At 48.7% G+C, this 23903-nt stretch carries 19 protein-coding genes; 7 read left to right on the top strand and 12 right to left on the bottom strand.

Annotated elements, in window-relative coordinates:
• Nucleotides 1-5 precede the first annotated feature (5 nt).
• Nucleotides 6-1193, bottom strand: coding sequence for a YgeY family selenium metabolism-linked hydrolase (locus tag E4Z61_RS22425; RefSeq protein ID WP_135324637.1), 1188 nt, complete (start codon nucleotides 1191-1193; stop codon nucleotides 6-8).
• Between the two features lie 20 nt (nucleotides 1194-1213).
• Entirely contained in the window at nucleotides 1214-2443 is a 1230-nt protein-coding gene (dpaL, locus tag E4Z61_RS22420) for a diaminopropionate ammonia-lyase (protein WP_476695775.1), read from the bottom strand.
• A 377-nt stretch (nucleotides 2444-2820) separates the two neighbouring features.
• Here dpaL and E4Z61_RS22415 point away from each other — a divergent pair, with 377 nt between their 5' ends.
• Nucleotides 2821-4569 (top strand): sigma-54 interaction domain-containing protein, encoded by a 1749-nt coding sequence (locus E4Z61_RS22415; protein WP_135324636.1) that lies wholly within the window; start codon nucleotides 2821-2823, stop codon nucleotides 4567-4569.
• A gap of 67 nt (nucleotides 4570-4636) precedes the next feature.
• On the opposite strand, the gene E4Z61_RS22410 is transcribed toward E4Z61_RS22415, so the two are convergent.
• Both E4Z61_RS22410 and E4Z61_RS22405 read right to left on the bottom strand, forming a co-directional pair.
• Nucleotides 4637-5833: an SEL1-like repeat protein gene (locus E4Z61_RS22410; RefSeq protein WP_135324635.1), complete on the bottom strand. Its 1197-nt coding sequence runs from the start codon at nucleotides 5831-5833 to the stop codon at nucleotides 4637-4639.
• A 251-nt stretch (nucleotides 5834-6084) separates the two neighbouring features.
• The gene (locus E4Z61_RS22405) at nucleotides 6085-6579 is read right to left on the bottom strand and encodes an anti-virulence regulator CigR family protein (RefSeq protein ID WP_135324634.1); all 495 of its coding nucleotides are present in this window, start codon (nucleotides 6577-6579) and stop codon (nucleotides 6085-6087) included.
• Nucleotides 6580-6894: 315 nt separating this feature from the next.
• On the opposite strand from E4Z61_RS22405, the gene melR reads away from it, so the two are divergent.
• From melR to galE, 6 genes are all read left to right on the top strand, one after another.
• Nucleotides 6895-7815 carry a transcriptional regulator MelR gene (gene melR / locus E4Z61_RS22400; RefSeq protein ID WP_135324633.1) on the top strand — a complete coding sequence of 307 codons (921 nt, stop codon included), beginning with the start codon at nucleotides 6895-6897 and terminating at the stop codon, nucleotides 7813-7815.
• A 212-nt stretch (nucleotides 7816-8027) separates the two neighbouring features.
• Nucleotides 8028-9488, top strand: a complete 1461-nt coding sequence (nhaC, locus tag E4Z61_RS22395) for a Na+/H+ antiporter NhaC (protein ID WP_135324632.1) — start codon at nucleotides 8028-8030, stop codon at nucleotides 9486-9488.
• A gap of 79 nt (nucleotides 9489-9567) precedes the next feature.
• Nucleotides 9568-10740, top strand: coding sequence for a MalY/PatB family protein (locus E4Z61_RS22390; RefSeq protein ID WP_135324631.1), 1173 nt, complete (start codon nucleotides 9568-9570; stop codon nucleotides 10738-10740).
• 280 nt (nucleotides 10741-11020) lie between these two features.
• The gene (locus tag E4Z61_RS22385; protein ID WP_135324630.1) at nucleotides 11021-11656 is read left to right on the top strand and encodes a carbonic anhydrase; all 636 of its coding nucleotides are present in this window, start codon (nucleotides 11021-11023) and stop codon (nucleotides 11654-11656) included.
• 310 nt (nucleotides 11657-11966) lie between these two features.
• The gene (locus E4Z61_RS22380; protein WP_135324629.1) at nucleotides 11967-12902 is read left to right on the top strand and encodes a glucosamine inositolphosphorylceramide transferase family protein; all 936 of its coding nucleotides are present in this window, start codon (nucleotides 11967-11969) and stop codon (nucleotides 12900-12902) included.
• Between the two features lie 68 nt (nucleotides 12903-12970).
• Nucleotides 12971-13987 carry a UDP-glucose 4-epimerase GalE gene (galE, locus tag E4Z61_RS22375; RefSeq protein WP_135324628.1) on the top strand — a complete coding sequence of 339 codons (1017 nt, stop codon included), beginning with the start codon at nucleotides 12971-12973 and terminating at the stop codon, nucleotides 13985-13987.
• 43 nt (nucleotides 13988-14030) lie between these two features.
• On the opposite strand, the gene E4Z61_RS22370 is transcribed toward galE, so the two are convergent.
• From E4Z61_RS22370 to E4Z61_RS22335, 8 genes are read right to left on the bottom strand one after another with little or no spacing between them, the layout of a single operon-like run.
• Nucleotides 14031-15422: a DUF4832 domain-containing protein gene (locus E4Z61_RS22370; RefSeq protein ID WP_135324627.1), complete on the bottom strand. Its 1392-nt coding sequence runs from the start codon at nucleotides 15420-15422 to the stop codon at nucleotides 14031-14033.
• A 31-nt stretch (nucleotides 15423-15453) separates the two neighbouring features.
• A complete protein-coding gene (locus E4Z61_RS22365; RefSeq protein ID WP_135324626.1) occupies nucleotides 15454-15861 on the bottom strand; it encodes a hypothetical protein in 408 nt (135 codons plus the stop codon).
• Between the two features lie 2 nt (nucleotides 15862-15863).
• Nucleotides 15864-16976 (bottom strand): glycosyltransferase family 4 protein, encoded by a 1113-nt coding sequence (locus tag E4Z61_RS22360; RefSeq protein WP_135324625.1) that lies wholly within the window; start codon nucleotides 16974-16976, stop codon nucleotides 15864-15866.
• A 1-nt stretch (nucleotide 16977) separates the two neighbouring features.
• Nucleotides 16978-18189 carry a glycosyltransferase family 4 protein gene (locus tag E4Z61_RS22355; RefSeq protein WP_135324624.1) on the bottom strand — a complete coding sequence of 404 codons (1212 nt, stop codon included), beginning with the start codon at nucleotides 18187-18189 and terminating at the stop codon, nucleotides 16978-16980.
• A gap of 14 nt (nucleotides 18190-18203) precedes the next feature.
• Entirely contained in the window at nucleotides 18204-19193 is a 990-nt protein-coding gene (locus tag E4Z61_RS22350) for a glycosyltransferase family 2 protein (RefSeq protein WP_135324623.1), read from the bottom strand.
• Nucleotides 19186-20568 (bottom strand): capsular biosynthesis protein, encoded by a 1383-nt coding sequence (locus E4Z61_RS22345; protein ID WP_135324622.1) that lies wholly within the window; start codon nucleotides 20566-20568, stop codon nucleotides 19186-19188. The genes E4Z61_RS22350 and E4Z61_RS22345 overlap by 8 nt, the downstream gene beginning before the upstream one ends.
• A complete protein-coding gene (locus E4Z61_RS22340) occupies nucleotides 20565-21776 on the bottom strand; it encodes a lipopolysaccharide biosynthesis protein (protein WP_135324621.1) in 1212 nt (403 codons plus the stop codon). Before E4Z61_RS22340 ends, E4Z61_RS22345 begins: the two co-directional genes overlap by 4 nt.
• Nucleotides 21773-23902, bottom strand: coding sequence for a GumC family protein (locus E4Z61_RS22335; RefSeq protein ID WP_135324620.1), 2130 nt, complete (start codon nucleotides 23900-23902; stop codon nucleotides 21773-21775). The genes E4Z61_RS22340 and E4Z61_RS22335 overlap by 4 nt, the downstream gene beginning before the upstream one ends.
• Between the last annotated feature and the right edge of the window lies 1 nt (nucleotide 23903).

Raw genomic sequence — 23903 nt, 5'->3', positions numbered from 1 at the left:
GTTATTTATGAATGACGATAGAGCGTCTGGATGATGCTGTAATATCCGCTGGCCGAACCGGTAAGTTGATCGATTTCAATAAACTCATCGATGGTGTGCGCCAGATTTTCACGCGAAGGGCCAAAACCGATGGTTTTGATGCCCACTTCGCCCGCATAGTGGCTACCGTTCGTGCAAAAAGAGTACTGGGTGATGGTGGGTTCAAACCCTGCCGCACGAACGCCGGTCAACGCGGCCTGCACAAATTCGTCGGACTCTTCGTAAACCCACCCAGGGAAGAAACGCTCGCCCTCAATGGTAGCGCCGGTATAGCAAGACTCCTGGCCCACAGCGTAGGAGACGCAGGCCTTAAACTGTGGGTCCTGAGCAACCAGTTCGGCAAGCGCGCTTTCCAGTGGTGCAATAACGCTTTCTTTGGTTTCGCCCACCAGCAGGCGACGATCATAGGTCGCGCGGCAATAATCTGGCACCACAGAAGCCCCCGGATACGGCGACGATTTAATGTCTGTCAGTTCCAGAATGCCAGGCCCTAACACCGGATGCGTTGGCGGGGTAATGGTACGAATTTTGTCGATCAGCTGCGCCATTTTATACACCGCGTTAATACCTGCCTGCGGGTTAGCGGAGTGCGCCGGTTTGCCAAACGTTTCAACAACAATTTCAGCGCGGCCACGCTGGCCAATTTTCAGATTCAATTCTGACGCTTCACCGATAATCACATAATCGGGTTTATAACGTTCGCTGACCAGGCGGGCGGCAATTCCTTCAAAGCACTCTTCATGTACGATGCAGGCCACGTAAATTTTACCGGCAAAATCACGCTGATTATCCTGGCCGAAAAATCCAACGGCAGAGATCATCGCCGCCACGGCGCCTTTCATGTCCGTTGTGCCACGGCCATAAATTTTGCCATCTTCAATGTCGCCGCCATACGGATTGTGGATCCACTTTTCCGGGTTCACAGGCACAGTATCAATATGGCCATCCAGCACCAGCGTTTTCCCCGGCTTGTTGCCGACAATGCCGCCAACAATGTTGCCGTACTTATCTACATGGATGTCATCAAACTGGTAATGCTCCATCATTATTTTTATTGCATTAACCACTTCCCCTTCCTGACCGGAATAACTTTTCTGCTGGATCAGTGCCTGGCAATTCTTAATGACTTCTTCAATACGGTTTGCAGATAACATGGTTTTCTCCGTTATGACTTTCAATCAGGAATGGATGAGTTAACGCCGGGGTACTGACCGCCCCAGACAATATCCAGATATTGTTGCGGATCGGTATCACCTTCCGTGCTTATCAACAGCACGCGCGAATGCACATCCAGCCCCAGTTGTTCACGCGTTTGCGCCAATGCAGGTGAGGTCATCAGCAGTGCCAGCAGACCAGTGGTCACGGCACCTGATTCACCGGAAGTAATTTGTGGATCGCCCGCTAACGGGTTACCTAGCATGCGCATCCCCAGTGCGGCGACTTCATCAGGACAAGAGGCAAATGCGGCGGCATAATCACGCAGCAGTTTCCAGCCGATGCTGTTGGCTTCACCGCAGGCAAGCCCGGCCATAACGGTCTGTAAATCCCCGCCTACAGCCACCGCATCGCCTTCTTTGGCAAGCGCTGAGCGATAGAGGCAATCGGCGATTAACGCCTCGGCGACAATCACTTTCGGGCGATTGTCACCCCAGGCTGCCGTCACCATTCCCTGCACCATCCCGGCAAATGAACCCACACCTGCCTGAACGAAGACGTGCGTCGGTGCAACCTGATGAAGTTGGTCCATCGCTTCCAGCATCAGGGTGCCGTAGCCTTGCATAATCCACTGCGGGATCTTTTCGTACCCTTCCCAGGCCGTATCCTGCACCACGATCCAGCCATGTTTTTCAGCCTGCTCTGCGGTCATACGTACAGCATCGTCGTAGTTCATATCGACAATTTCAGCCGTCGCGCCTTCATTGCGAATAGCGGTCAGACGCTGCTCAGATGAGCCTTTCGGCATGTAAACCACGGCATTTTGCTTGAGCTGTCGCGCCATCCACGCCACCCCGCGACCGTGATTGCCGTCGGTAGTCGTAGCAAACGTCACGGTTTTCAGGTCGTGACGCACCTCGTCACTGGTCATCACGTCGAAGGGTAATTCGCTGATATCCTTACCCACTAATTCCGCGATGTGGCATGCCATTGCGTAGGCTCCCCCCAACGCCTTAAAAGCTTTGAGACCAAAACGCTGAGATTCATCCTTCAGATAAATATTTTTAACGCCCAATTTTTGCGAAAGGGCCGGCAGCGAATACAGCGGCGTTGGCGCATAGCCTGGAATGGAGCGATGAAAATTCAGCGCTTTTACCAATTCCTGGCGACTAAACGGCGCCAGCGGCGCGTCGGGGCGTTCGGTAAACGGCGTCTGGTTGATAAAAAACGATACGTTTTCCTGCATCATAGAACCTCATTGTCCTGGTATTTCATTCCCTGTAATCGGTGTCATACAGAGAGCGTTAAGCGAGCGGTATTTCCTAATAGCAAAATGCTTACCAGTTTTTTATAAAACGACGAAATGATGAGAATATTTTTAATAACAGCTTTAAGTTCAACGAATTAAAAAATAGTACGCCAGCAAATGCAGTAAAAAAGAGTTACTGAGTTTATCGAGTTACTTTGATAAATTCTCACAAATGATAAATTGTGTGATCGCGGAAGATAAAACAAAAAATATATATAAAAACAGTGCAATAGATTGATTCCGCGCAAACCAACCTGGCCTTAATTCGCATATTTATCATTACCCTTGAGAAATTCGTTGCCCGCCGGAGAGATATCATGATTTCAGTACTCAGTAATATTCAGGACGATATCTGTAATTATGCTGACGCTATTTCTGGTATTACCGGGACGGATGTTGAAATCATTGATGAATCTTTAATGCGTATTGCGGGTACGGGGAAATACCGGCACATGCTCAATGAGAATGTGGCCAAAAATGGTTATATCTATCGTCATGTTCTGCAGGTGCGCGAAACGGTACTGATCAAAAATCCCGGCGAACATCCACTGTGCCAGCGCTGTGAAAAACATCGCTATTGTTCAGAAATGCTGGATTTGAATGCGCCCATTTTTCTCAATAATCGCGTCATTGGGGTGATCGGGATTATTTGTTCGACCCAGGCCCAGCGTGAAACGCTGCTCAGTCAGATTGATAAATTCATCACCTTCATTGAGCAAATCGCGGTCATGATCTCGAGCAAAGTCTTTGAATGCCTGGAGCGCTTACGCGCACAGGAGACGCTGGGCGCATTCCGCCGTCTGATCGATGCCATGGATCGCGGCGTCGTGGCGATTGATGGTCATGGCCGCATCTGGCATGCCAACCACTCCGCCGATCGCATCCTCAACCGGGAAGTTCAGGGATTACCCCTCACCATCGAAACCACTGGCGACAGCTTGTATGGCGATGAAGAAGCGTGGCTGACGCTCGAAGGTCAGAAACATCATGTATTGTGCAAGCAAATTTCACTCTCGTCGCAAGATAACGATCGGTTAACCATGATCATCTTCCGCGACGCCCATGACTACCTGAGCAGCATGACGATGCCGCCTTATGAGTCCGATACCCAGGTGCGTTTAATTGGTCATTCCCCCTCTATGGAGCAGCTCAGAAGTACCGTGGGAAAAATTGCGAACAGCTATGCCAGCGTGCTGGTAACCGGGGAGAGCGGATCGGGCAAAGAGGTGGTGGCATTTGCCATTCATCAGAGCAGTCCACGTAAAACCGCACCTTTCGTGACGATCAACTGCGCGGCCATCCCCGAACAGTTGCTGGAAAGCGAGTTGTTCGGCTACGTGCGCGGTGCGTTCAGCGGCGCGGACCCCAAAGGACGGATGGGCAAATTTGAACTGGCCAACGGCGGCAGCCTGTTCCTCGATGAAATAGGCGACATGCCGCTGCACCTGCAGGCTAAGTTACTCAGGGTCCTGCAGGAAAAAGCGATTACCCGGGTGGGCTCGAACAACACCATCGAAATTGATGTACGCATTATTGCGGCGACCAACAAAAACATTAACGCGATGGTCGAGAATAATCAGTTCCGCGAAGATCTTTTTTATCGTCTGAATGTGGTCCCGCTGGTACTCCCTTCCCTGCGGGAACGACGTGCGGATATCGCAGTCCTCGCACAATATTTTGCAGACGAGTTCTCAGCAAGCTACCAGCGCCCACCGCAAAAACTGCCCGATGATGTGATCAACCGCCTGTATGCCTGGCACTGGCCCGGTAACGTCCGCGAACTGCGTAACGTCATTGAATATATTTTTGTCATGCGCGGAGAAGCCGCCGGGATCAACGCCAGCCACCTGCCTCCATACCTGCTCACGGCGGCAGACAGCAGAAAACCCGCGATATCGGCACAACCTCGCCAACTGGCCAGCCAGGGAAAACAAGCCGAAAGAGCTGCCATTGAAAATGTCTTACAGCGCTTTGGCTCAAGCGTAGAGGGTAAGAAACAGGCGGCGACAGAACTGGGGATCAGTATCGCCACGCTATACCGAAAAATTAAGCTGTATGGGATGTAAGTCGCCATCCCGACTGGCTTTGGCATCGCTAAAACAGAAGCCCGCATAACGCGGGCTTCTGTTTGCATTAGATTTCCGGCTTATAGCGATACTGTTCAAAAGATTTCTGCGCTCTGCTATCAGCTTCTTCTAAGGCTGCGGGGGAAAGATTTTGCCGCGAAGCATCAAGCCCGGCCTGGGCATCAAAATTCCCGTTGGCAACGGCCACAGCATTCCAGATATAGGCTTGCGCATAGTCCTGAGCGACCCCTTTCCCTTCCAGGTACATCCTGCCCAATAGCCCCTGAGCCTCCGCGCTTCCCTTTTTGGCTGCGAGCTCAACATGTTCGGCGGCTTTCTTGTCATCCTGGGCGACGCCTTTCCCCTCCAGGTACATCAATCCAAGTTCCTTGTGAGACCCGGCATCACCCTGTGCGGCAGCCTTCTGGTTCCATTCAAACGCTTTTTTATCGTTCTGCGCGGTTCCTTCACCCTTTGAATACATCATGCCGAGCATCCCCTGAGCCAGCATATCCCCCTGGGTTGCCGCCTGATGAAACAACTCAAATGCTTTCTTGTAGTCCTGGGTGACGCCGACACTCTCCCCCAGGTAATACATCACGCCCAGCACGCCCTGAGACAGCGCATCGCCCTGGCTGGCTCCCTTGCTCAACAGCGCAAGGGCTTTGTTACGATCCATACCGACGCCATGCCCCTCAAAGTACCGCCTACCCAGCAGGCCCTGCGCTTTGGCATCTCCTTGTTCAGCCGCTTTACTCAAAGCCTTAATGGTGTTGTAGCCCTCAGACAGCGACTTTTTACTGTTGAGTACATGCTGCGCATCAGGATTTCCTTTATCAACAGCCTGATGTAGCCACTCTATCGCCAGATAGTTTCCGTGTTCAGCAGCGATGCTGAGCCACTCGACCGCTTGCTTATTGCCTTGTTCGGCTTCACGGCTAAATCTCTCAATAACCTTGTCGTCGCTTAAGTACGCTCCTTCACCCTCGAAATAAACTATGGCAAGAAAGTAACGTGCATCAAGATTTCCCTGTTCAGCCGCACGGGTCAGCCACTCGACGGCTTTCTTGTCATCACGCGCAACCCCTTTACCTTCACAGTACTGGACTCCGAGGTAGAACTGCGCATTTGCATCCCCCGCCTCAGCCCCTTGCTGTAAAACAGCAATCGGCTCTTTGTTCCACTCTTTTGTGTATCCTTGTGATGTTCCCGCGCCCCATAATAATCCGATAAAAGTGAAGGCGAGGAGAGGCCGAATGTTCATAAAACGTAATCCTTGTTAAGAAAAATGCACATAATGGAGATGACACCTCAAGAATCCAACCTATTTGACTGGCGGTTGCGATCCACATCAGAATTATTAACGGTTGACTGAAAAAAAATAAAAATAATTCGCTATGGATTCAGGTGATTCTGACATGCTTATCCACAATGGGTCCAGGTCAGGACGGGTCAGGGTAATTAAAAAGGCCACGATGATTGTCGCGGCCTTTTGAGTTCGCACAGAATCAACCGTTAATCAAACACCCCGTTGATCACGGAGGTCACAATCGCCGTACTCAGAGCGATCAGCACCAGATTGTCACCCACCACCTGCCATTCATAGCCGGGGTAATACGGCAACTGATTCAGCATCGATGCAGGAACGTTTTTCTTCGCAATACCCGGAGGTAACGGTTTGCCACGCGCCAGGTTTTTGGCAATGCCCGGAGGAAGCGATTTGTACCCCGTCAAACCGTATCTGACAGCATACTGCCTGGCCATATTAAAAGTGATGTCGCTATCAACGTGATCTGGTTTGCCGTAATTTTTACGTTGTTCAGATTGCGGATTATTTTTTTGACCTGAATTTCCTTTCTGACTGTTACTGCTATTTCCCTTGTTACCACTATTACCATGATTGCCGCTGTTACCGTTCCCATTACCCGGGTTGGCAAATACAGGGGTGGCACACATCGTCATCGCAGCAACCGCGACGAAGGCCGTTGCTAAAATACGAAACCTGGACATGATGATTCCTTTAAATGTTGATACCTTTAAAAAGATACGATATTCCTTCAATGCCAGCCATCTCTATCACTCCGATTTATGAGCCAAAAAAGCGGTCCCGTCCCCAGATAGAAAAGGCATCGCCGTGTTGTGAGATTAGTTGACTTAACCCGCTATTCCCGATAACTCAGATCTTCATGTGGCTAACAGGCGATCTGAGTTTTTGGGAATAACTTCGCGAAAACGGAGAGAAAACGGCGTTTTTTTTCGGTTAAGCTATGTTCATGCTTTGGCGCGCTCGCTCGGTCAGACTCACTATTCAGGAATCCACCCATCATGGCTAAAAGTATCCCGCAACTGCCACATGACCCACATATGTGCCGCAGTTATGAAAAAAAGACGCGTAGCCCGCTGGCACTCTATTCCGAGTATCAGCGTATGGATGTCGAATTGCGGGCGCCGTTAGCCATGACATACAGCCACTGGCACGGTCAGGTTGAAGTAAATGTTCCGTTTGATGGCGACGTTGAATACCTTTTCAATGACGAAGTGGTACGGAGTAAACAGGGCTACATCACACTATTTTGGGCCTGTACACCTCATCAACTCACCGATCCTGGGCACTGTAAACAAATGGCGATCTTCAACTTGCCCATGCATTTGTTTTTATCCTGGCCGTTGGACAGAGAACTGATTAATCATGTGACTCACGGAATGGTCATTACTTCATCAGCGTCACAGCAGCTCAGCGCATTTGAAGTTCAGCGCTGGCAGAGTGAACTCAACAGCGATAACGAACAGATTCGCCAATTGGCTATTGATGAAATTGCCCTCATGCTCAAGCGGTTTAGTCTTTCAGGCTGGCAACCTTTACTGGGTAATAAAACATCACGTACCCAAAAGAACAGTATTTCACGACATTCACAATTTTACGTAAGCCAGATGCTTGAGTTTATCGCCGCTAACTGCGACAAACTGCTGACAGTTGATGCCATTGCCGAACACGTCAAACTCAACCCAAACTATGCGATGGGCATTTTTCACCGGGTGATGCAACTGACCATGAAACAGTATATTACCGCCATGCGTATCAACCATGTGCGTGCGTTGCTCAGTGATACCGATAAAACCATACTCGATATCGCCACGATTGCAGGCTTTCGCTCCAGTAGTCGTTTTTATAGCTCATTTCATAAATACGTTGGTATGCCGCCGCAGCAATATCGCAAACTCAGCCAACAGCGGCGGAACCATTAACCTTATGTGGAGAAATAACGTATCATCAGAACAACTTTTTATATTACTACGCGAAGATAACCGTCAAAACAACAAGTCAAGAATAGAGAACCTGATACAGTAAATAAAATAACATTTGCCATCAACGCGAGTCACTACGTCATTCAATTATTGGATGACCTGTAGCAGGGATTTATTTGATTTGTATAACCATTAACTATTGGGATGGAATTATGGAACACAAAAACTGTACCCTAAACAACCGAAAGAAATTATCCTTCTTTTGGTCAGTGTTACCCATGGTAGTCATGCTCGGCGGGATTAGTATCGGATATTTTATTTTTAATATTCGTGCAGAACCCATGATTTTAATGGGAACAGCAACCGCCTCATTTATCGCTATCGCGCACGGCTATACGTGGGATGATATTCTACAATCTATTTGTAATAAAATATCTGAGGCACTGCCTGTCATACTGATTGTCGCAAGTATCGGTTTTTTAATTGGCTCATGGATGGTGTCAGGCACCATCCCCATGATGATCTATTATGGTTTGAAGTGGATTAACCCACAATATTTCTATATTTCTGCTTTTTTGCTGGGTGCGCTCATCTCCGTTTGTACCGGGACATCCTGGGGATCGATTGGTACCGTCGGAATTGCCATGATTGGCGTCGCCATTGGGCTTAATGTATCGCTTCCTATCGCAGCAGGAGCTATCGTATCAGGATGCTGGTTTGGCGATAAACTCTCTCCAGTTTCTGATTCAACAAATATGGCCGCATTGGCAGCAGGCGTAAACCTGTACTCACATATCGGGCATCTGCTGTGGACTACCGGCCCTGGTTTTGTTATCTGCTGTATTATTTACAGTTATATGGGGATGGGTATTGATGCCTCATCAAGTGCGCCTGAAAATATTACCCATTTGATGAACGCTATCGGCCAGATTTATCACTTTAATATCCTACTACTGCTGCCGCCGATTATCGTTTTGTACGGTTCGCTGTCAAAGAAACCACCGATCCCTATGTTATTTTTGTCAACCATCGTATCGATGATTCTGGCGTTAGTCTTTCAGGCATTCACAGCATCCTCGGTCGGTGAATCGGTGGTCAGTGGCTTTAAGCTCGCGATGCTCACTGGCGATAGTATCCCTGCGCTGTCATCTGATGTTTCTCGCTTGCTCGAGCGCGGTGGCGCAATTTCTATGTTTAGTAGTTTCGTGACCGTCTTCAGCGCCTTTAGTTTTGCCGGGGCGATGAGCGCCACAGGCTCCCTGCACACCGTCATTAACGCGCTAACAAAAGGGGTTAAGTCTACATTTCGTCTGGTCGCCACCACCATTGTCACCACGTTCACCATTTGCGCCTGCACGGCAAACGGTACCTTGCCTCTGCTATTATGCGGTGACGCCTTTAAAGACGAGTATAAAAAGCGAGGCCTTGCAGCAAAAAACCTTTCGCGGACAACAGAAGATGCCGGGACCGTCGTCGAACCTATTATTCCCTGGTCAGCTTCCGGCGTTTATTGTGCCACCATGCTAGGAGTCACCACTCTCGATTATTTGCCCTGGGCAATCTTATGCTACAGCGGGGTCATCTTTGCGCTGCTATGGGCAGCAACCGGTATAGGCATTGCTAAATATGAACCCAACGACGATGCTGAATATATAGTTGAGCAAAAATCATAGTCTCACTCTGTTTATAAATAGGCTTCGCTTATGTTTCACTGCGTAAATTTTATTTTTAGAGACCTGCCAGGAGTTAGCAATGTCTTTATTTGACGATATTGTCGTAAGGGATGTTAATTGTCGCAAGTACGGGCAATTACAACAGATGTATGGCACCAACAATGTATTACCGCTGTGGATTGCAGATATGGATTTTGTCACGCCAGAGCCCATTATGAATACGCTACGTTCTGTTATAGAACAACCCGTTCAAGGCTACAACCTGGATTACCCACAATGGAAAGAAGCGGTTATCCATTGGTATGCGAAGCAGTATGACAGCACTATCCAGCCACATTGGGTGCATTTTGTTCCGGGGGTCATCAAAACCATCGTGCTATCGTTAATGGCACTCACCCGTTCAGGGGATAATATTTTGACCTGTAGCCCAATCTATGACCCCTACCCTAATCTGGTCAAAACCAGCGGCAGACATCTGGTACAAACCCGCTTAATCGAGAAAGATGGGGGATACGAATTAGACTGGCATGATTTCAGAGAGAAACTTAAAAAGTGCAAAATGTTTCTTTTTCCTTCTCCGCATAATCCAGGCGGAATGGTATGGCATCGCGAGACGCTTGAAAAAATAAATGACTATTGTCACAACGCTGGCGTAATCGTGATCGCGGATGAAGTTCACTGCGATTTAACCTTACCGGGTAAGACACACCACCCATTTTTTACCCTCAATGAGGCGTCAAACAGTCAATCAATCGTACTTGCCTCTATCAGCAAAACCTTTAATACCGCTGCGATACAAGGCGGAATAGCCATTATTAAAAATGATGAGCTACGCGATCGGTTCTATCATTTCCTTGATAACTGCTATCTCGCCGAGACCCATTCACTACAACAGGCTGCCATTTACAGTGCTTATACTCACTGTGATGACTGGCACCAGAAATTATTGGCCTATCTCGCTGACAATATAGAGTATGTAAAAAGTGAAATTGCAAAGCACTGTCCCTTGATCTCGATTGTGTATGGCGGCGCATCCTACCTGCTGTTTTTAAACGCAGAAAAAATGGGCCTCAGCGATGAGCAACTCAACGCTTTTTTTGTCCATGAGGCCAGGCTTGGCCTGTCGCCAGGTCACCAATATGGCCTTGGTGGAGAAGGCCACATGCGATTAAACGTTGGTTGTCCGCGATCTGTACTGGAAGAAGCGATGAACAGATTAAAAGAGGCATACCTGAAGAGGCTCGGCGTGTAGCGCCAGGCTCAGTATTTGCCCTGCGCCGTCAGGGCAAAATAGCCCCAAGATATTCCCTGAACTGCTATATACCCTAAATAATTCGAGTTGCAAGAAGGCGGCAAGGGAGTGAATCCCGATGAGCTTACACAGGTAAGTGATTCGGGTGAGCGAACGCAGTCAACGCACATGCAACTTGAAGTATGACGGGTATAAACTCTTCCTCTTCCGTCAGCGAGTGTTACACTGGAAAGTGTGATCTTCATCATAACCTGCTTAAACAGAGAAAAGAGACACTGCTATGCAACATATCATTGAGGGCTTCCTCAACTTCCAAAAAGAGATTTTCCCTCAACGTAAGGAACTCTTTCGCAGCCTGGCCTCCAGCCAGAATCCTAAAGCGCTTTTCATCTCCTGTTCAGACAGCCGTCTGGTACCAGAACTGGTCACGCAGCAAGAGCCAGGGCAGCTTTTCGTTATCCGCAACGCCGGCAATATCGTCCCTTCTTTTGGCCCGGAGCCTGGCGGGGTGTCTGCCACCATCGAATACGCGGTTGTCGCATTAGGCGTGACGGATATCGTCATCTGTGGTCACTCCAACTGCGGCGCAATGAAAGCCATTGCCGCCAGCCAGTGCCTGGATCCGATGCCCGCTGTCGCTCACTGGCTACACTATGCCGATGCGGCGAAAGCGGTAGTCGATAAGAAAACCTGGGATAACGAAACCGATAAAGTTAATGCCATGGTGGAAGAGAACGTTATCGCTCAGTTGAATAATATTAAAACGCATCCATCAGTCGCTGTCGGACTGCGTAATAATGCGCTGCGCCTGCACGGTTGGGTGTACGACATTGAAAGCGGTGAGATCCGTACACTGGATAAAAACAGCAAAACGTACGTTTCACTGGCAGATAATCCGCAGGTGCATTTCGAGTAAAACCTTCATCTGGAGCAAGGATGCTCTGGCAACGTCACACCTTCCCTCCCTACTATTTCTGTTAGTGGACAAAAAACACACTTGCTACTAGCTTTTAAACTAGCCGTTAATGTTGCCATATCGGTACTTAGAGCCTATCCCAATAGGCGTTATTGGCGCAGACAGTTTGAACACGGCCTGCGCGGAAGAACCGGAACGTACACGTAGTACGTGAGGATTCTGAGCACTGCCCAGGTTCGAAATGGCAAGCAAAATAGCCCTAATGGGATAGGCTCTTAGTGAGTTGAAGCAACAAAAGGAACAGGTGCGAATGCAAGCCAAATATAAAAAAATAATAAATATGCTTTTTTATCATGAGTCGTGGGACATCATGATTATTAAGGATAATGGTACACACTCATTTCCCTGCAACACGCTGGATATCCTGAGCCACACTCCTGCTCAGCAGTTAAAAAAGAAATATACTTTCCAAGCCGATCCTTTCATCATTGAACGAGATAATAAGATTTATATTTTTTATGAAGCATTAAGCTTTCGTAATTCGAAGGGAATACTGCGCTGCCGTATACTTGATGCCGATTTAGTTGAACTCGACGACATGAAACTCGACGGTTTTGATTATCTAAAATGTCATTTATCTTTTCCTTTTATCTTTAAGGTCAATGACCAACTTTTTATGATCCCTGAGTCGTCAGAAAGAAAAGAAGTTATCTTATTCCAGTGCGTTGATTTCCCTCGGTGCTGGAAGCCCATTAAAGTATTAATTTCTGGCACTGCATTAACAGATAACGTGTTTATTTCACTTAATGATGCCTGTTATCTGTTGTCGACGACAATGAATAATGAGTTGATGATCCATACTGCTGATAGTGTAAGCGGTCCATGGCAGAAAATAACGCCCGCCTTGCGACTATGCAATCCGCATCAGCGGGGAGCGGGCGCGGCCCATAGCATCGACAGCAAAATGTACTTTCTCACTCAGGAATGCACACCAGAAACTTATGGAAAATCGATTTACATCAAAGAATTAGCTTCACTAAACGCCTCGAATTTTGATGAAAATCTGGTTGCACAGATCAATGCCACCATCAACCAAAGCGACGGTGTTCACACGTTAAACTTCACGGATGGCTATATTGTCTATGATAGCAAAATAAGCACATTCAGCTTTTTATCCGTACTCAAAAAAATATCTTATAAGTGCATGGTGAAATACAGAAATTTATACCTGACCAGACGCCACTGATAATTTTTCATCTACAACTGTGGCATTGGTGAATCTACGTTTTTTCATACGATTTCTCTGGAGGCTGTATGGCAATTCTTGTCACAGGTGGCGCGGGTTATATTGGCTCACATACCGTTCTGACACTTCTGGAGAGAGGTGATGAGGTTGTGGTCATCGATAACCTCTCAAATGCCTCGCAAACATCATTAAATCGGGTCGCGGAACTCACCGGTAGAGAACCTATTGTCTACATCGCCGACATCCTGAACAGAGAGGAATTAAGCACAATTTTCTCGCATCATGATATTACCGATGTTATTCATTTTGCAGGATTAAAATCAGTTTCAGAGTCAATAAAAAAACCACTTGCTTATTATGATAATAATGTCAATGGGACGCTGGTTTTACTGAGTGAGATGCAGGCTGCGGGTGTTAACAGCCTGATATTCAGCTCTTCCGCAACGGTTTACGGCGATCCGGAAAGCGTGCCGCTCAGCGAACAATCACGCACCGGAGGCACAACCAATCCGTATGGCACCTCCAAATTAATGGCCGAACAGATTCTGGCGGATTTTTCCCGCGCACATCCCGAGTTTCGCATCACCTGTTTGCGCTATTTTAACCCCGTCGGTGCCCACCCATCAGGCCGAATCGGTGAAGATCCGAACGGTATTCCCAATAACCTGGTTCCGTATATTTCTCAGGTCGCCATTGGCAAGCTAGAAACCGTATCGGTGTTTGGCAATGACTACCCGACCCCGGATGGCACAGGGGTACGTGATTATATTCATGTTATGGACCTGGCAACCGGTCATTTAGCGGCTTTGGATTGCCAGGATAAAGGCGCGGCTTATAAGGTGATTAACCTCGGAACCGGCATCGGCTATTCGGTGATGAATCTTATTGCAGCCTTTGAAAAAGCAGCACAAACAACAATAAATTATCAGATTGTTGCAAGAAGGCCTGGGGATATCGCCGAGTGTTGGTCGGACCCGTCACTGGCGCGCAAAGAGCTGGGCTGGCAGGCTACCCACACTCTTGACGACATGATGCGCGACACATGGAACTGGCAAAAAAATAACCCTACTGGTTATCAGGTTTAAAACCCAGCGGCAATGTGCCTGAATGCAGGTGCATTGCCGCTGCTTAACGCACTGTCAGCGACGATACCCGATACCAACCGCTGCTCTGCTTCCCTTCATTGGCAAAGTTAATTCTTGCAGCGCCCGAGTTATCTACGATCGCCACCTCAATAAAGTAATTTCCTCTCGGCAACGCACCGGGCATGGGTAGCGAATAATTCAACTGATGTTTGCCCGGTAGCCAGTGACGAATGTCTTCCGGCGAATTCCCCTGGGCAACCACCTTATTAGCATCATTAATAATGCGAAATGACAGCGTGTAAGGGAGGTAAATCGGTGCAATCCCGTCATTATACCAGGTGCTCGCCAGCGCCAGCGTTTGGCCGTTTTCCCATACTGATTCGTGACTCAGGGAGGCCAAACGAAAGCGATAGCCCAGCTTTGTCAATGCATCATCGACAATGGATCGATACTCAGCGGGCACAGTTCTCGATTTCAGGTTGAGGGTACTGGCATGATGATTTACCGCCCAGTCAAAAATGCCCTGAACTTCAGCACGCGTGTAGTGAAAAGTATTTTTCCAGTCCAGCATATACGAGCATATTTCCAGACTCACCGGCGATCGTTTCCAGGCATCATCGAACCCTGAATAACTTTTCTGAGCGGCCAGCAATCGTTGTGGGTAATCATCATGCATATGATTCCAGCTATCAGAAAACACACGCAGGTCGCCCCAACAGTCCGTGCGCCATCCCGCCCCTCGCGCCACCGCATTGGCCAGGCTTTGCCCACCGCTCATCAACATAATTTTTGGCGTCACGGGAAATGCAGCAAAGTGCATGGCGACATAGCGATCCAATTGAGCCGTCGTGTATCTTTCCAGCAAGGGTTTCAGCGTCGGAAAGTTGCTGTTATGCCATTCTCCCCACGATCCCACCATGCCGATATCCACAAAAGCCAGATTCTGATTACCATCGTAACGCTTGCCAAAGGCATTCAGCAGCCGTTGGCTGTAGGCAATAAACAGGGGATCGTCGAGATCCGGGGCAAAGGTTTTATGATCGGGTGTCCATGTGCCTTTCACCCCTTTTTTAATCAGCCAGTCAGGGATCTGCGGACCGCTTTCCGGCTCCGCAAGCGCCATAAACCGCAGCCCTACGTTCATCGCGGGCCGATGTGCCGCCGCGTATTTGAAGGCATCATCAACCAGTGCAAAATTGTACTGGCCTTCCACGGGCTCCAGTTCCCGCCAGTAGAAACGTTCATATTCAAACCCGGTATTGGGGTAATCCGCCAGGCCCAGTGTTTCACCATAACCCTGATGAAAACTGGCCACCCCTATCCCGGGGTTAGTCAGCGGGCCGGTCACGGCTTTAGGGGTGACGGTCGTTAATGCAGCCATTACCGTCAGCGGGCAGAACAGACACAACAGCGCAGAAACCCATTGACTCTTCATCGTAGCAACGCCCTCCACCGGTTGGTTAACGCTAGTGGTTTTTCAGGCTTAGCCACCAGTCCCAAATACCCACGTGAAAATTCTGGAATACATCAATACCCAACGCTGATTTGATCATGTAAAGCGTCAGCAATACGCAGCAGGTGACGAACAACACGGCGAACAGCAGCAAAAATGTGAGCAGGATCCTCGATAAAGTCGATTCCTGGCGATGTTGCTGACGTAAATCCCTGCCAAATAAAAAGACCAGGTAAAAACGCTTACCGAAAAAAGGAAAGCTTCTGCGAATATCAACCTGGTGTCTCGACCCCAGGGAAATGGCAAGTACCGCTTTCTCTACCCCGTCTTTTTGTTCCGGGGTCAACTCCTCCGCGATCTTCTCATCAAGTTGAGCATAAAATCGTTCAATGACAGGCGGGCGGTTCTGAGGACTGGGCAAAATTAACCTATATCTTTATCAATAGAGTGATAGACGTTGATTGTTTTTCTGGCGATTTCATGCCAGTTATAGTTTTTCAAATATACACTATAGTCAACGCTATTTACTGCTGCCCACGCCGTCATTTTCTCGGCCAGATGGGTCAAATTGCCCACCTGAAAATACGCCTCTGCGGGTAACTGTACTTCCAGATTCGCAGGAATATCGCTCACCACCGCTGGCAGAGAAAAGGACATGGCCTCCAGCAGCGCTATCGGTAACCCCTCGTGATATGAAGGCATTACAAATAGTTTTGCCTGCGAAAACACCGCCTGCAACTCATCGCCGCGTAAAAATCCAGTCATCACCACGCCTGGCGTATCGGCGGCCTGCTGCTTGAGACGAATACTGTATTCGGTTGGGTGATCCGCATCGCCGATTAATACCAACGGCATAGTCATACCGCTTTGTTGATAGGCTGAAATGGCATCATGCATGCCTTTTTCTTCCACGAATCGCCCCACCACCACCAGATAATTTTTCGGCTGGAGTCCATAGCGGGACAGCGTGTTATGAAGAGTGTGTTGTGATAGCGCTCGCGGTTCGTTCACGCCATTGTGAATTAAATGCGCGTCATAGCGACCATGTTTTTTCTGGATCAGTTGATTAATAACCTCTGAAATAACGATCACCTCACTGGCATACCTCACCGCCCAGCGTTCACCGAGTAATAATATTTTCTTGGCGACGTATCCCCATTTCTGACGATCGTAGTCAGGACCATGGTGAGTGAAAACCACCTTTTTACCCAGCAGGCGCAACAACGGAATAACCAACCCCGGGCCGATAGCATGGACGTGCACAATATCCGAACGATCAACGCACGTTCTGAACGCGGCTAAAACGGAATGAACAATTGCTTCAAGTGAGCGCTTCTTAGGCGCCCACAGCGCATAGGTTTCGACGTTCTTATACGATGAGCGTGTGTAATTCACATACGGTGAGCGGGCGATCACGCAAATATCAACATCACACAACTGCTTAATTGCCGGATAAAGATGCTGGCAGTGCGTTTCCACCCCACCCAGTACATCAGGAATACCACGAGTACCAAATACCGTTATTTTTTTACGCATACTATGGCCTGCCCAGCAGTTCTTTATACAATACCAGCAACATCTCCATATGCTTGCTGAGCGCATATTTCTCACTCAGCCGTTGACGTCCATTCAAGCCCATCACTCGTGCTTTCTCCGGTTCTTCAACCAGTACATCCATCGCCTCCGCCAGTTCCTGCGCATTGCCCGGCGTAAATAAAACCCCTTCAACACCATCACGAATTTGTTCAGGGATCCCGCCAATGCGTGAGCCAATTACCGGCTTCGCAAAAGACATTGCCTCTAATACCGCCATCGAACAGTTTTCATAACACTCTGAAGGCAGGATCACCGCCCGGGCATGCTTAATCAGCTTATTAAGGCCTTCTCCTTGCTGCACATATCCTAAAAACTCCACGTCAGGATATTTAGCGGCCAACTCGTCATGTAGCGGGCCGTGGCCGACAATTTTCAGCGTCGCCGGGTTACGCATTTTCTGATGGGCTGCCAACAACGTTGCCACCCCCTTTTCGCGGCTCAGGCGACCGAAGTACAGTAAATAGCCCTCATCGTTGGCCTCATCGACAGGCTGGCTGTCGTCTACGCCATTGACGATCACATCAATACGCGAATTCGGTAGCGTGCGTAGCAAAATGCCGCGTAAAAATGCGCTGGGGGACACAATCACATCCAGCGCCTGATAATTTTGGGCGATGTATTGCCAGGTGGCCTCTAAAGAGAGCAGTAAGCTCTTTGCGGCAGAGCCTTCCTGACAGCGGTATCTGAACGCATTGAAAACCGTCCCGGTTATGCAGGCATCGCACACTTTACCGTCACGTAGCATTGAGTAGGAGGGGCAAACAATCTTATAGTCATGGGCGGTTAACACCGTTTTACAGCCAAAATTACGCGCCACTTTAATCAACGCTGGCGTGAGCTGATGATAGATATTATGAAAGTGAACAATATCCGGGCGCTCTTTTTGCAGCAATACCTGCATATTTCGGCAAGCTTCAGCATTATGAATAAAGTTAACTGCCGTTTTAATACCGCCTAACAGATTACTTTCTTTATGGTAATCAATATTTTTGACGAAAAAATCCGCATAATCCGAAGGGAAATTGTTTTCATGCTGCATCGAAAAATCAATCACCTGCATGCCGGCCTTTTTCAGCATTTCGCGCTCTTGAAAATAAACCGTTTCCGCACCGCCCTTAATAAAGAAAAACTTGTTAACCAATAAAATTTTCATTACACCAGCCCTTATTATTGTTGAATGATCTTACTGTTGGGCGGAGTCAGCGGGTCGCGTACCGGATTAAGACTCCCTTTAAGCAATCCCGCGGAACGGACAATCATATTAATGACGCTTTGAACCCCATCGTTTAGTGAACGATTTTGCACAATTTTCCACAATGTGAACGCCAGTAATGGCAGCAACACCATGGCAATAACACTGCCATTGACGGTTATCAACGCGGCAAGCAGGATGAGCAGGTACAGCGCAAATACCGCCTCATTTTTGACCATTCTGAGTGCGCGAGTGAAATACGGTGTTCCCCAGCTACAGCGTAAAAGTTCTCCCGGAGCCTGGTAGTATCCGCTTAACCAGCGATGCTTCAGCATCTTGAAGGTCGGCAGGGTGTGAGAAGTGTGACTAAAATAAGGGATGTCCAGGCGGCGCAGTTTGTACCCGGCATCGGTTAATCGCAGTCCCAGCTCCGCTTCTTCATACGCATGCAAATTCCGGTTAGTCAGATAGCCAATCTTTTCAATCGCCGAACGGCGATACAGCCCGCCGCCGCCTAAATGGTCACAATCGCCCACAGGATAGATCTGATTAATTCGCTGTTTTCGGGATTTAAACTCATAGTTCGCCGCATCATCCATTTCGACGGTACCCGCCACACCGGCATATTCCTCATGGGCCTGTAAAAAGGCGACCGCTCGATCGACAAACCCCTCTTCCAGTTCCATATCGCCGTCCATCAGCAGCAGGTACTCGCCCTCGCTATAAAGGTAGCCCAGTTGATGTCCGACACCGCAGCAGCGATCGCCTGGCTCCGTTAATGACACCACCGTCACCCCTTTATTCACCGCCAGTTGCTGGGTGCTATCGGTCGACAAGCTATCAGCCACAATAATTTTATGTGGATACCCCACCAGTTGTCGGCGGATGCTGTCGATAGTTTTCTCAATACCTTTTGCTTCGTTGAGCGTCTTAATACTCACCGAAATAAACGGATTATTATCCATACCCTCCTCCTGCACTGCGAAGAACAGTGCGACGAATCACTAAACTTGAACCGAGGGAGAGATAAAACAAGAACTGTAACATCGGCGTTATCATCAGTATCTGGCTGTAAGGTAAGCTCACTAAACAAGCGATTGCAAAAGCGTTATACGCTGGCGCAAAGCTCAATAATTGCAGGTCCTGGTGGTCCAGTTGTTCAAGCGCCAGCACGGGCTTTGGCTGACACACTTTCAGAATATAAATAAACAGGCCAATAAACAGCAGCGTGCCAATAACGCCTATTTCCCACAGCAGCATACTCAGAGACGTGGAGTCCAGAATCAGGTTATAGATAATATTCAAAAACCCTGGGGATACCGTGCTTCCGCTGTTCGTTGCGTTCAGTCCGTAACCAAATAGCGTACCGGACAGTCCCCAAAGATCGTTATTTTTAAGCCAGAACAGAAACGTCGTGAAGCGCCCCAGTTCTCCGGTAGACATGATGTAGTTAGGGTCAAAGATATAGCTGAGTGAATCGATGAAAACGCTGAAGGCACTTTTTGTCGGATCGCCGCCAAAAGCCGAGGAATAATACCAGGCCAAAATCATAATCGACAGGCCAATGAGCACCAGCATGCTCGCGACAATCATCAACAACGTTTTGAGGTTTATTCTATTGATGTCTTTAACATAGCTCGGTGAAATCCATACCCAGGCGAGGAACACCGGTGAAAGCAGGATGACAAACTTCACTTCGCCAATGATACACAGCCCAAATCCAAGAATAATATGCAGCGCCATGGATTTAAACGTTGTCAGTCCGTGTTTATATTCCGAGAGTTTGAGCAACATAATCAGCAGGCAAAATAACCCCATTGCGGCCGTATTACCGCCGCCCATTGGGTCGCCGCCAAACGTCCCCACCACCGAGTCCCATTTTTCCTCTTCGCCGCGCTGAGCCACGCGCTGGGGAACCACCAACAATACCTGATAGATCATCACCGGGATTTGCGCATAAAACACCCAATACAGATAGCGCGTTGCCCGATAAATCTGCGACTCCCGGCAGAATCCCAACAGCAAACAGATCATGACCAGCGACAGTGCAATTTCGTTTTTAAAGGCTACAATCGCAACGGTGATCCCGCCCTGCAGCAGCGTCGAAGTCCCTGCCAACACCAGAAAAGAGAAATACAGCGCAAGAATAATGGTTTCCTGAGCATCCAGATGCAGCGGGCTCTCACGTGTTTGCATCACCATTAATCCAACCATCAGCAGCGTCAGAAAAAACGGGATCCACAGCACCGACTGCATACCGGTAAAATATTGCACCAGACCACACAGAATCAGCGTGATAAAGGTATATACCTGTAAATAATATCCGGTATTCAGAGTCATAGTATCACCGGCCTGTCTTTCAGAAGATTGGCTCGCTTGTTCATTTTCAGATAAATGAAGGCATAGCGAATAAATGTCAGTGAAGAAAACAAGATAACCGACGTTGCATAGTCTTTATAAAAATAGGGCGTGATAACAAAAGCGAGTAACACGATCGCCAGCTGTTCCAGTTGGATGCGCAGAAAATAGCGATGGGAGCCAAAAATAAGCTCAATCACCGTCAAAGGACTGATCGCCAGCGCCGGGAACAAATAGGGCAACATATAGCGTGATGTCTCAATAGAGTTAATCCAGTCTTCACTAAATCCAAGCCGCATCACAACGGGATAGAAAATAAAGACCCCGAGGGTACACACCACCCCGAGCACTAACAGCAGCAAACGGACCTTCGTATATTCCTGATAATTAAAGGTGTTATTTCGAAAATCAATAGACCACTTGGAGAAAATGGTATTGCGCACCGCATTGCCAATAATCACCACCGGTGCCAGACAGAATCGACTGACGACGGAAAAATAGCCCGCAGTCAGCGCCGAGAACCAGAAGTTAATCAGCATAATCGGCAAATTACTGCTGGCCATCGCCAGCACCTCAGCGCTACCGACTTTGCTGATGTGATGAATATTTTCCTTAAAGAACAGCCAATTATTCATTGGGCGAAGATGCTGAGACGTCACCGAGCGAATATCAAACGAATGTAAAATACAGCTTATAGTCAGCACCATCGTCGCGCACGCCCACGACCAATAAAACAGCTGCACCTGGTGCGTAAGCAGTACAGAAAGCAACACCACTACAGAAACAGAAATACGCTGGAAGATCAGAAAACGAAAGTTGGCCGTGCGTAGCGACAGGTTTTCCGAAATTAAAACCCATGCCGTTGCCAGCGTCAGCAAATAGAGAAACAGGATATTCTGGTGAAACAACCACGCGGTCAGTACGGCATACGGTAGCGCAATAATCGTGCTTTGAATCAGACAAAACACGACATTCTGCACCAGTTCGTCGTCCTGCTGTTTAGGAATTAACAGCTGTGAAGCAAAGGTACAGACCTGAGCGCCCACCACGGCAATACTGTAGTTAAGCGCATACAGCCCGACCTCGGCCATGTCATACTTGTGTGAGATCAACCAGATAGACAGCGCACCAATCAACTGCGAAATGACAGATGAACCGGCTATCGTGGAAGCGCTCTTCAGTAGACTCATACGCGGCCTGGCGTCGTCATCAGTTGGTCAGTACTGAAGTTCAATGAACGCAGCCCTTCTTGCGTTTCGAGGTTTTTTTCCTCGACCCCGTTCAGCACCGCGCCAATCACCACCCCATGATTATCCTCTATCGTTTCCAGCGCATGGGTAATAGTCTGCACCGACCCCACTCCAGCTTTCACGATAAACACAACCCCGTCGGCGGCTCGCTTAATCAGCTGAATATCCTGGCTCTGATTCACCGCAGCAACATCAATAATAATGCGCTTATAGTGCGACCTCAGCTCGCGCATCAAGGGTTCAACATTTCCCGACGACAGCATCAATAAAGAAGAGATGGTGGACTTACCGCGCGGGATGAAATCAAGATTCTCATTGATCGTAATCCGCACGTTTTCCAGTACTGCTTCGCCGCGCAGCAGCTCCGCCACACCCACAGATGCTGCGGTAGCAAGCTCAGAAGACAAGCCATCGTTATTGAAAAAATCGGCATCAATAAGCAGCGTTTTCTGATCAAAACTGAACGAGCTTGCCAGTAAATTAGCCAGCAGAGAACGCCCCTCACCGTGCTCAGTGGAAGCCACAGCGACGATCTGTAATGGCCTGCTATCGAGCATTATCCGGGTGCGGATACCGTGAACGATGTCGGCATTCAGCGGGTTCTTCAAAATCATATCCCGAACTTGCGCACGCCCGGTTACCCCGCTAAACCGACGGATCTCACCCAGCGGAGCGAGATTAAGGCATTTGCTCATGCGGCTCAGGGTGTGAATGGAGTTGTCCATTGCCGCTTTGACGATGAAGTACAGGATGCTAAACAACACCGCCATCAAGACCACCATCACCAACAGTAATGACTTATTCGGCTTAACCGGTTTCAGCGGGGGCACTGCAGGATCGTACAGCACCGCATCGGCATTGACGCCAGACAGCGACAGCTCCTGAGTCCGCTGATAAAGGGTTTTATACAGATCTTCCATTTTATCCAGCGACAGTTTTTGGCTGTTGTAGATATCCCGTTTTGACGCCATTTTCTGGAATATCTCTTTTTGCTGCGCCAACTGCTGCCGGTAGTTATTTTCATCCGCAAGCGTGGCCAGATATTGCTGACGCAACCCTGCTTTCAGTTCGCCAAGGACCCGCGCCGTTTGGCTCTGGATCGACAGAACGTCGGCTTCCGCTTTTAATATCGTCGCGTGTTTCGGTCCATACAGTTTTCGCTGTTCCGACAGCGTGCGCTGCGCCTGAATCAGCGCGATGCGTAAATCCTGAATCTGGGCATGGTCAGAAACTGATGGCTGTGAAATGATGCTCGCGAGGGATTTCCCTCCGCTATTCACTTCGTTATACACCGACTCCGCCGCGACCCGACGCTGGGTCGCATCGGCCAGACGATTAGTCACAATGCTAAGCTGCTCGGTTTCAAAACCATCGATACCGCGGAAGGTTAACAATCCGGCATTTTTCAGGTAGCCATCCATCTCCTCTTTTTGTTTGGCGATCGACGCCTGAATCTCTTCCATCTTTTCAGCATTCAGCGCTTTCGCTTTCTCCACTTTTTGCCGCTTTTGCTCGACCGTGTAGTTGATAAAAGCCTGCGCGACGCCGTTGGCTATCTCTGCCGAACGCTGCGGTGAAGGGGATTCATAGGAAATAGAGGCCAGATTGGTCGTGCGAATGCCGATAACCTTCAGGTGTTGCGACAAAGTCTTCAGAGCCTGGTCAACTCTCTGCTGCTGATGTTCACTGCTATCGGCCCCAGCTACCGCCGATTTATCGCCATGGAAATCAGGATTTTCATCCAGCTTCAGGTCGCGTACCGCCTGCTCAAGGATAATTCGCGACTGCATCAGCGCATATTGCGTCTCGTAGTAGCCGCTACGCGTTGAATCAAAACCATCAACCTGTGGAAACGGCGAAACGTTATCGGCTTGTGCCTTAATCAGCACCGTCGCCGTCGACACATACTTTGATGTCATCATGCTGATCAAGGGATATGCCACCGCCCCGGCAATAATTCCGGTAAGCGCGATTTTCCAGGCATTCTTTTTCAGTTCTTTGGCAAAACGGGAGAGTTCAACTGTGTTTTCTCGTTTTTTGCCGTTTTCGACTATAGATAATTTCATC

Origin of the sequence: Citrobacter tructae, from assembly GCF_004684345.1 — a bacterium.
In the GTDB taxonomy this organism is placed as follows: Bacteria; Pseudomonadota; Gammaproteobacteria; order Enterobacterales; family Enterobacteriaceae; genus Citrobacter; species Citrobacter tructae.
Note: the sequence above shows the minus strand (reverse complement) of the source record. Positions and strands in the feature narration are given on the sequence as shown.

What these genes read in the sequence shown, in the direction of transcription:
- E4Z61_RS22415 (WP_135324636.1), top strand. Translation starts at nt 2,821, where the DNA reads ATGATTTCAGTACTCAGTAATATTCAGGACGATATCTGTAATTATGCT.
- nhaC (WP_135324632.1), top strand. Translation starts at nt 8,028, where the DNA reads ATGGAACACAAAAACTGTACCCTAAACAACCGAAAGAAATTATCCTTC.
- E4Z61_RS22380 (WP_135324629.1), top strand. Translation starts at nt 11,967, where the DNA reads ATGCAAGCCAAATATAAAAAAATAATAAATATGCTTTTTTATCATGAG.
- E4Z61_RS22335 (WP_135324620.1), bottom strand. Translation starts at nt 23,902, where the DNA reads ATGAAATTATCTATAGTCGAAAACGGCAAAAAACGAGAAAACACAGTT.
- E4Z61_RS22410 (WP_135324635.1), bottom strand. Translation starts at nt 5,833, where the DNA reads ATGAACATTCGGCCTCTCCTCGCCTTCACTTTTATCGGATTATTATGG.
- E4Z61_RS22355 (WP_135324624.1), bottom strand. Translation starts at nt 18,189, where the DNA reads ATGAAAATTTTATTGGTTAACAAGTTTTTCTTTATTAAGGGCGGTGCG.
- E4Z61_RS22345 (WP_135324622.1), bottom strand. Translation starts at nt 20,568, where the DNA reads ATGACTCTGAATACCGGATATTATTTACAGGTATATACCTTTATCACG.
- E4Z61_RS22385 (WP_135324630.1), top strand. Translation starts at nt 11,021, where the DNA reads ATGCAACATATCATTGAGGGCTTCCTCAACTTCCAAAAAGAGATTTTC.
- E4Z61_RS22340 (WP_135324621.1), bottom strand. Translation starts at nt 21,776, where the DNA reads ATGAGTCTACTGAAGAGCGCTTCCACGATAGCCGGTTCATCTGTCATT.
- E4Z61_RS22370 (WP_135324627.1), bottom strand. Translation starts at nt 15,422, where the DNA reads ATGAAGAGTCAATGGGTTTCTGCGCTGTTGTGTCTGTTCTGCCCGCTG.
- E4Z61_RS22425 (WP_135324637.1), bottom strand. Translation starts at nt 1,193, where the DNA reads ATGTTATCTGCAAACCGTATTGAAGAAGTCATTAAGAATTGCCAGGCA.
- melR (WP_135324633.1), top strand. Translation starts at nt 6,895, where the DNA reads ATGGCTAAAAGTATCCCGCAACTGCCACATGACCCACATATGTGCCGC.
- dpaL (WP_476695775.1), bottom strand. Translation starts at nt 2,443, where the DNA reads ATGATGCAGGAAAACGTATCGTTTTTTATCAACCAGACGCCGTTTACC.
- E4Z61_RS22360 (WP_135324625.1), bottom strand. Translation starts at nt 16,976, where the DNA reads ATGCGTAAAAAAATAACGGTATTTGGTACTCGTGGTATTCCTGATGTA.
- E4Z61_RS22390 (WP_135324631.1), top strand. Translation starts at nt 9,568, where the DNA reads ATGTCTTTATTTGACGATATTGTCGTAAGGGATGTTAATTGTCGCAAG.
- galE (WP_135324628.1), top strand. Translation starts at nt 12,971, where the DNA reads ATGGCAATTCTTGTCACAGGTGGCGCGGGTTATATTGGCTCACATACC.
- E4Z61_RS22350 (WP_135324623.1), bottom strand. Translation starts at nt 19,193, where the DNA reads ATGGATAATAATCCGTTTATTTCGGTGAGTATTAAGACGCTCAACGAA.
- E4Z61_RS22405 (WP_135324634.1), bottom strand. Translation starts at nt 6,579, where the DNA reads ATGTCCAGGTTTCGTATTTTAGCAACGGCCTTCGTCGCGGTTGCTGCG.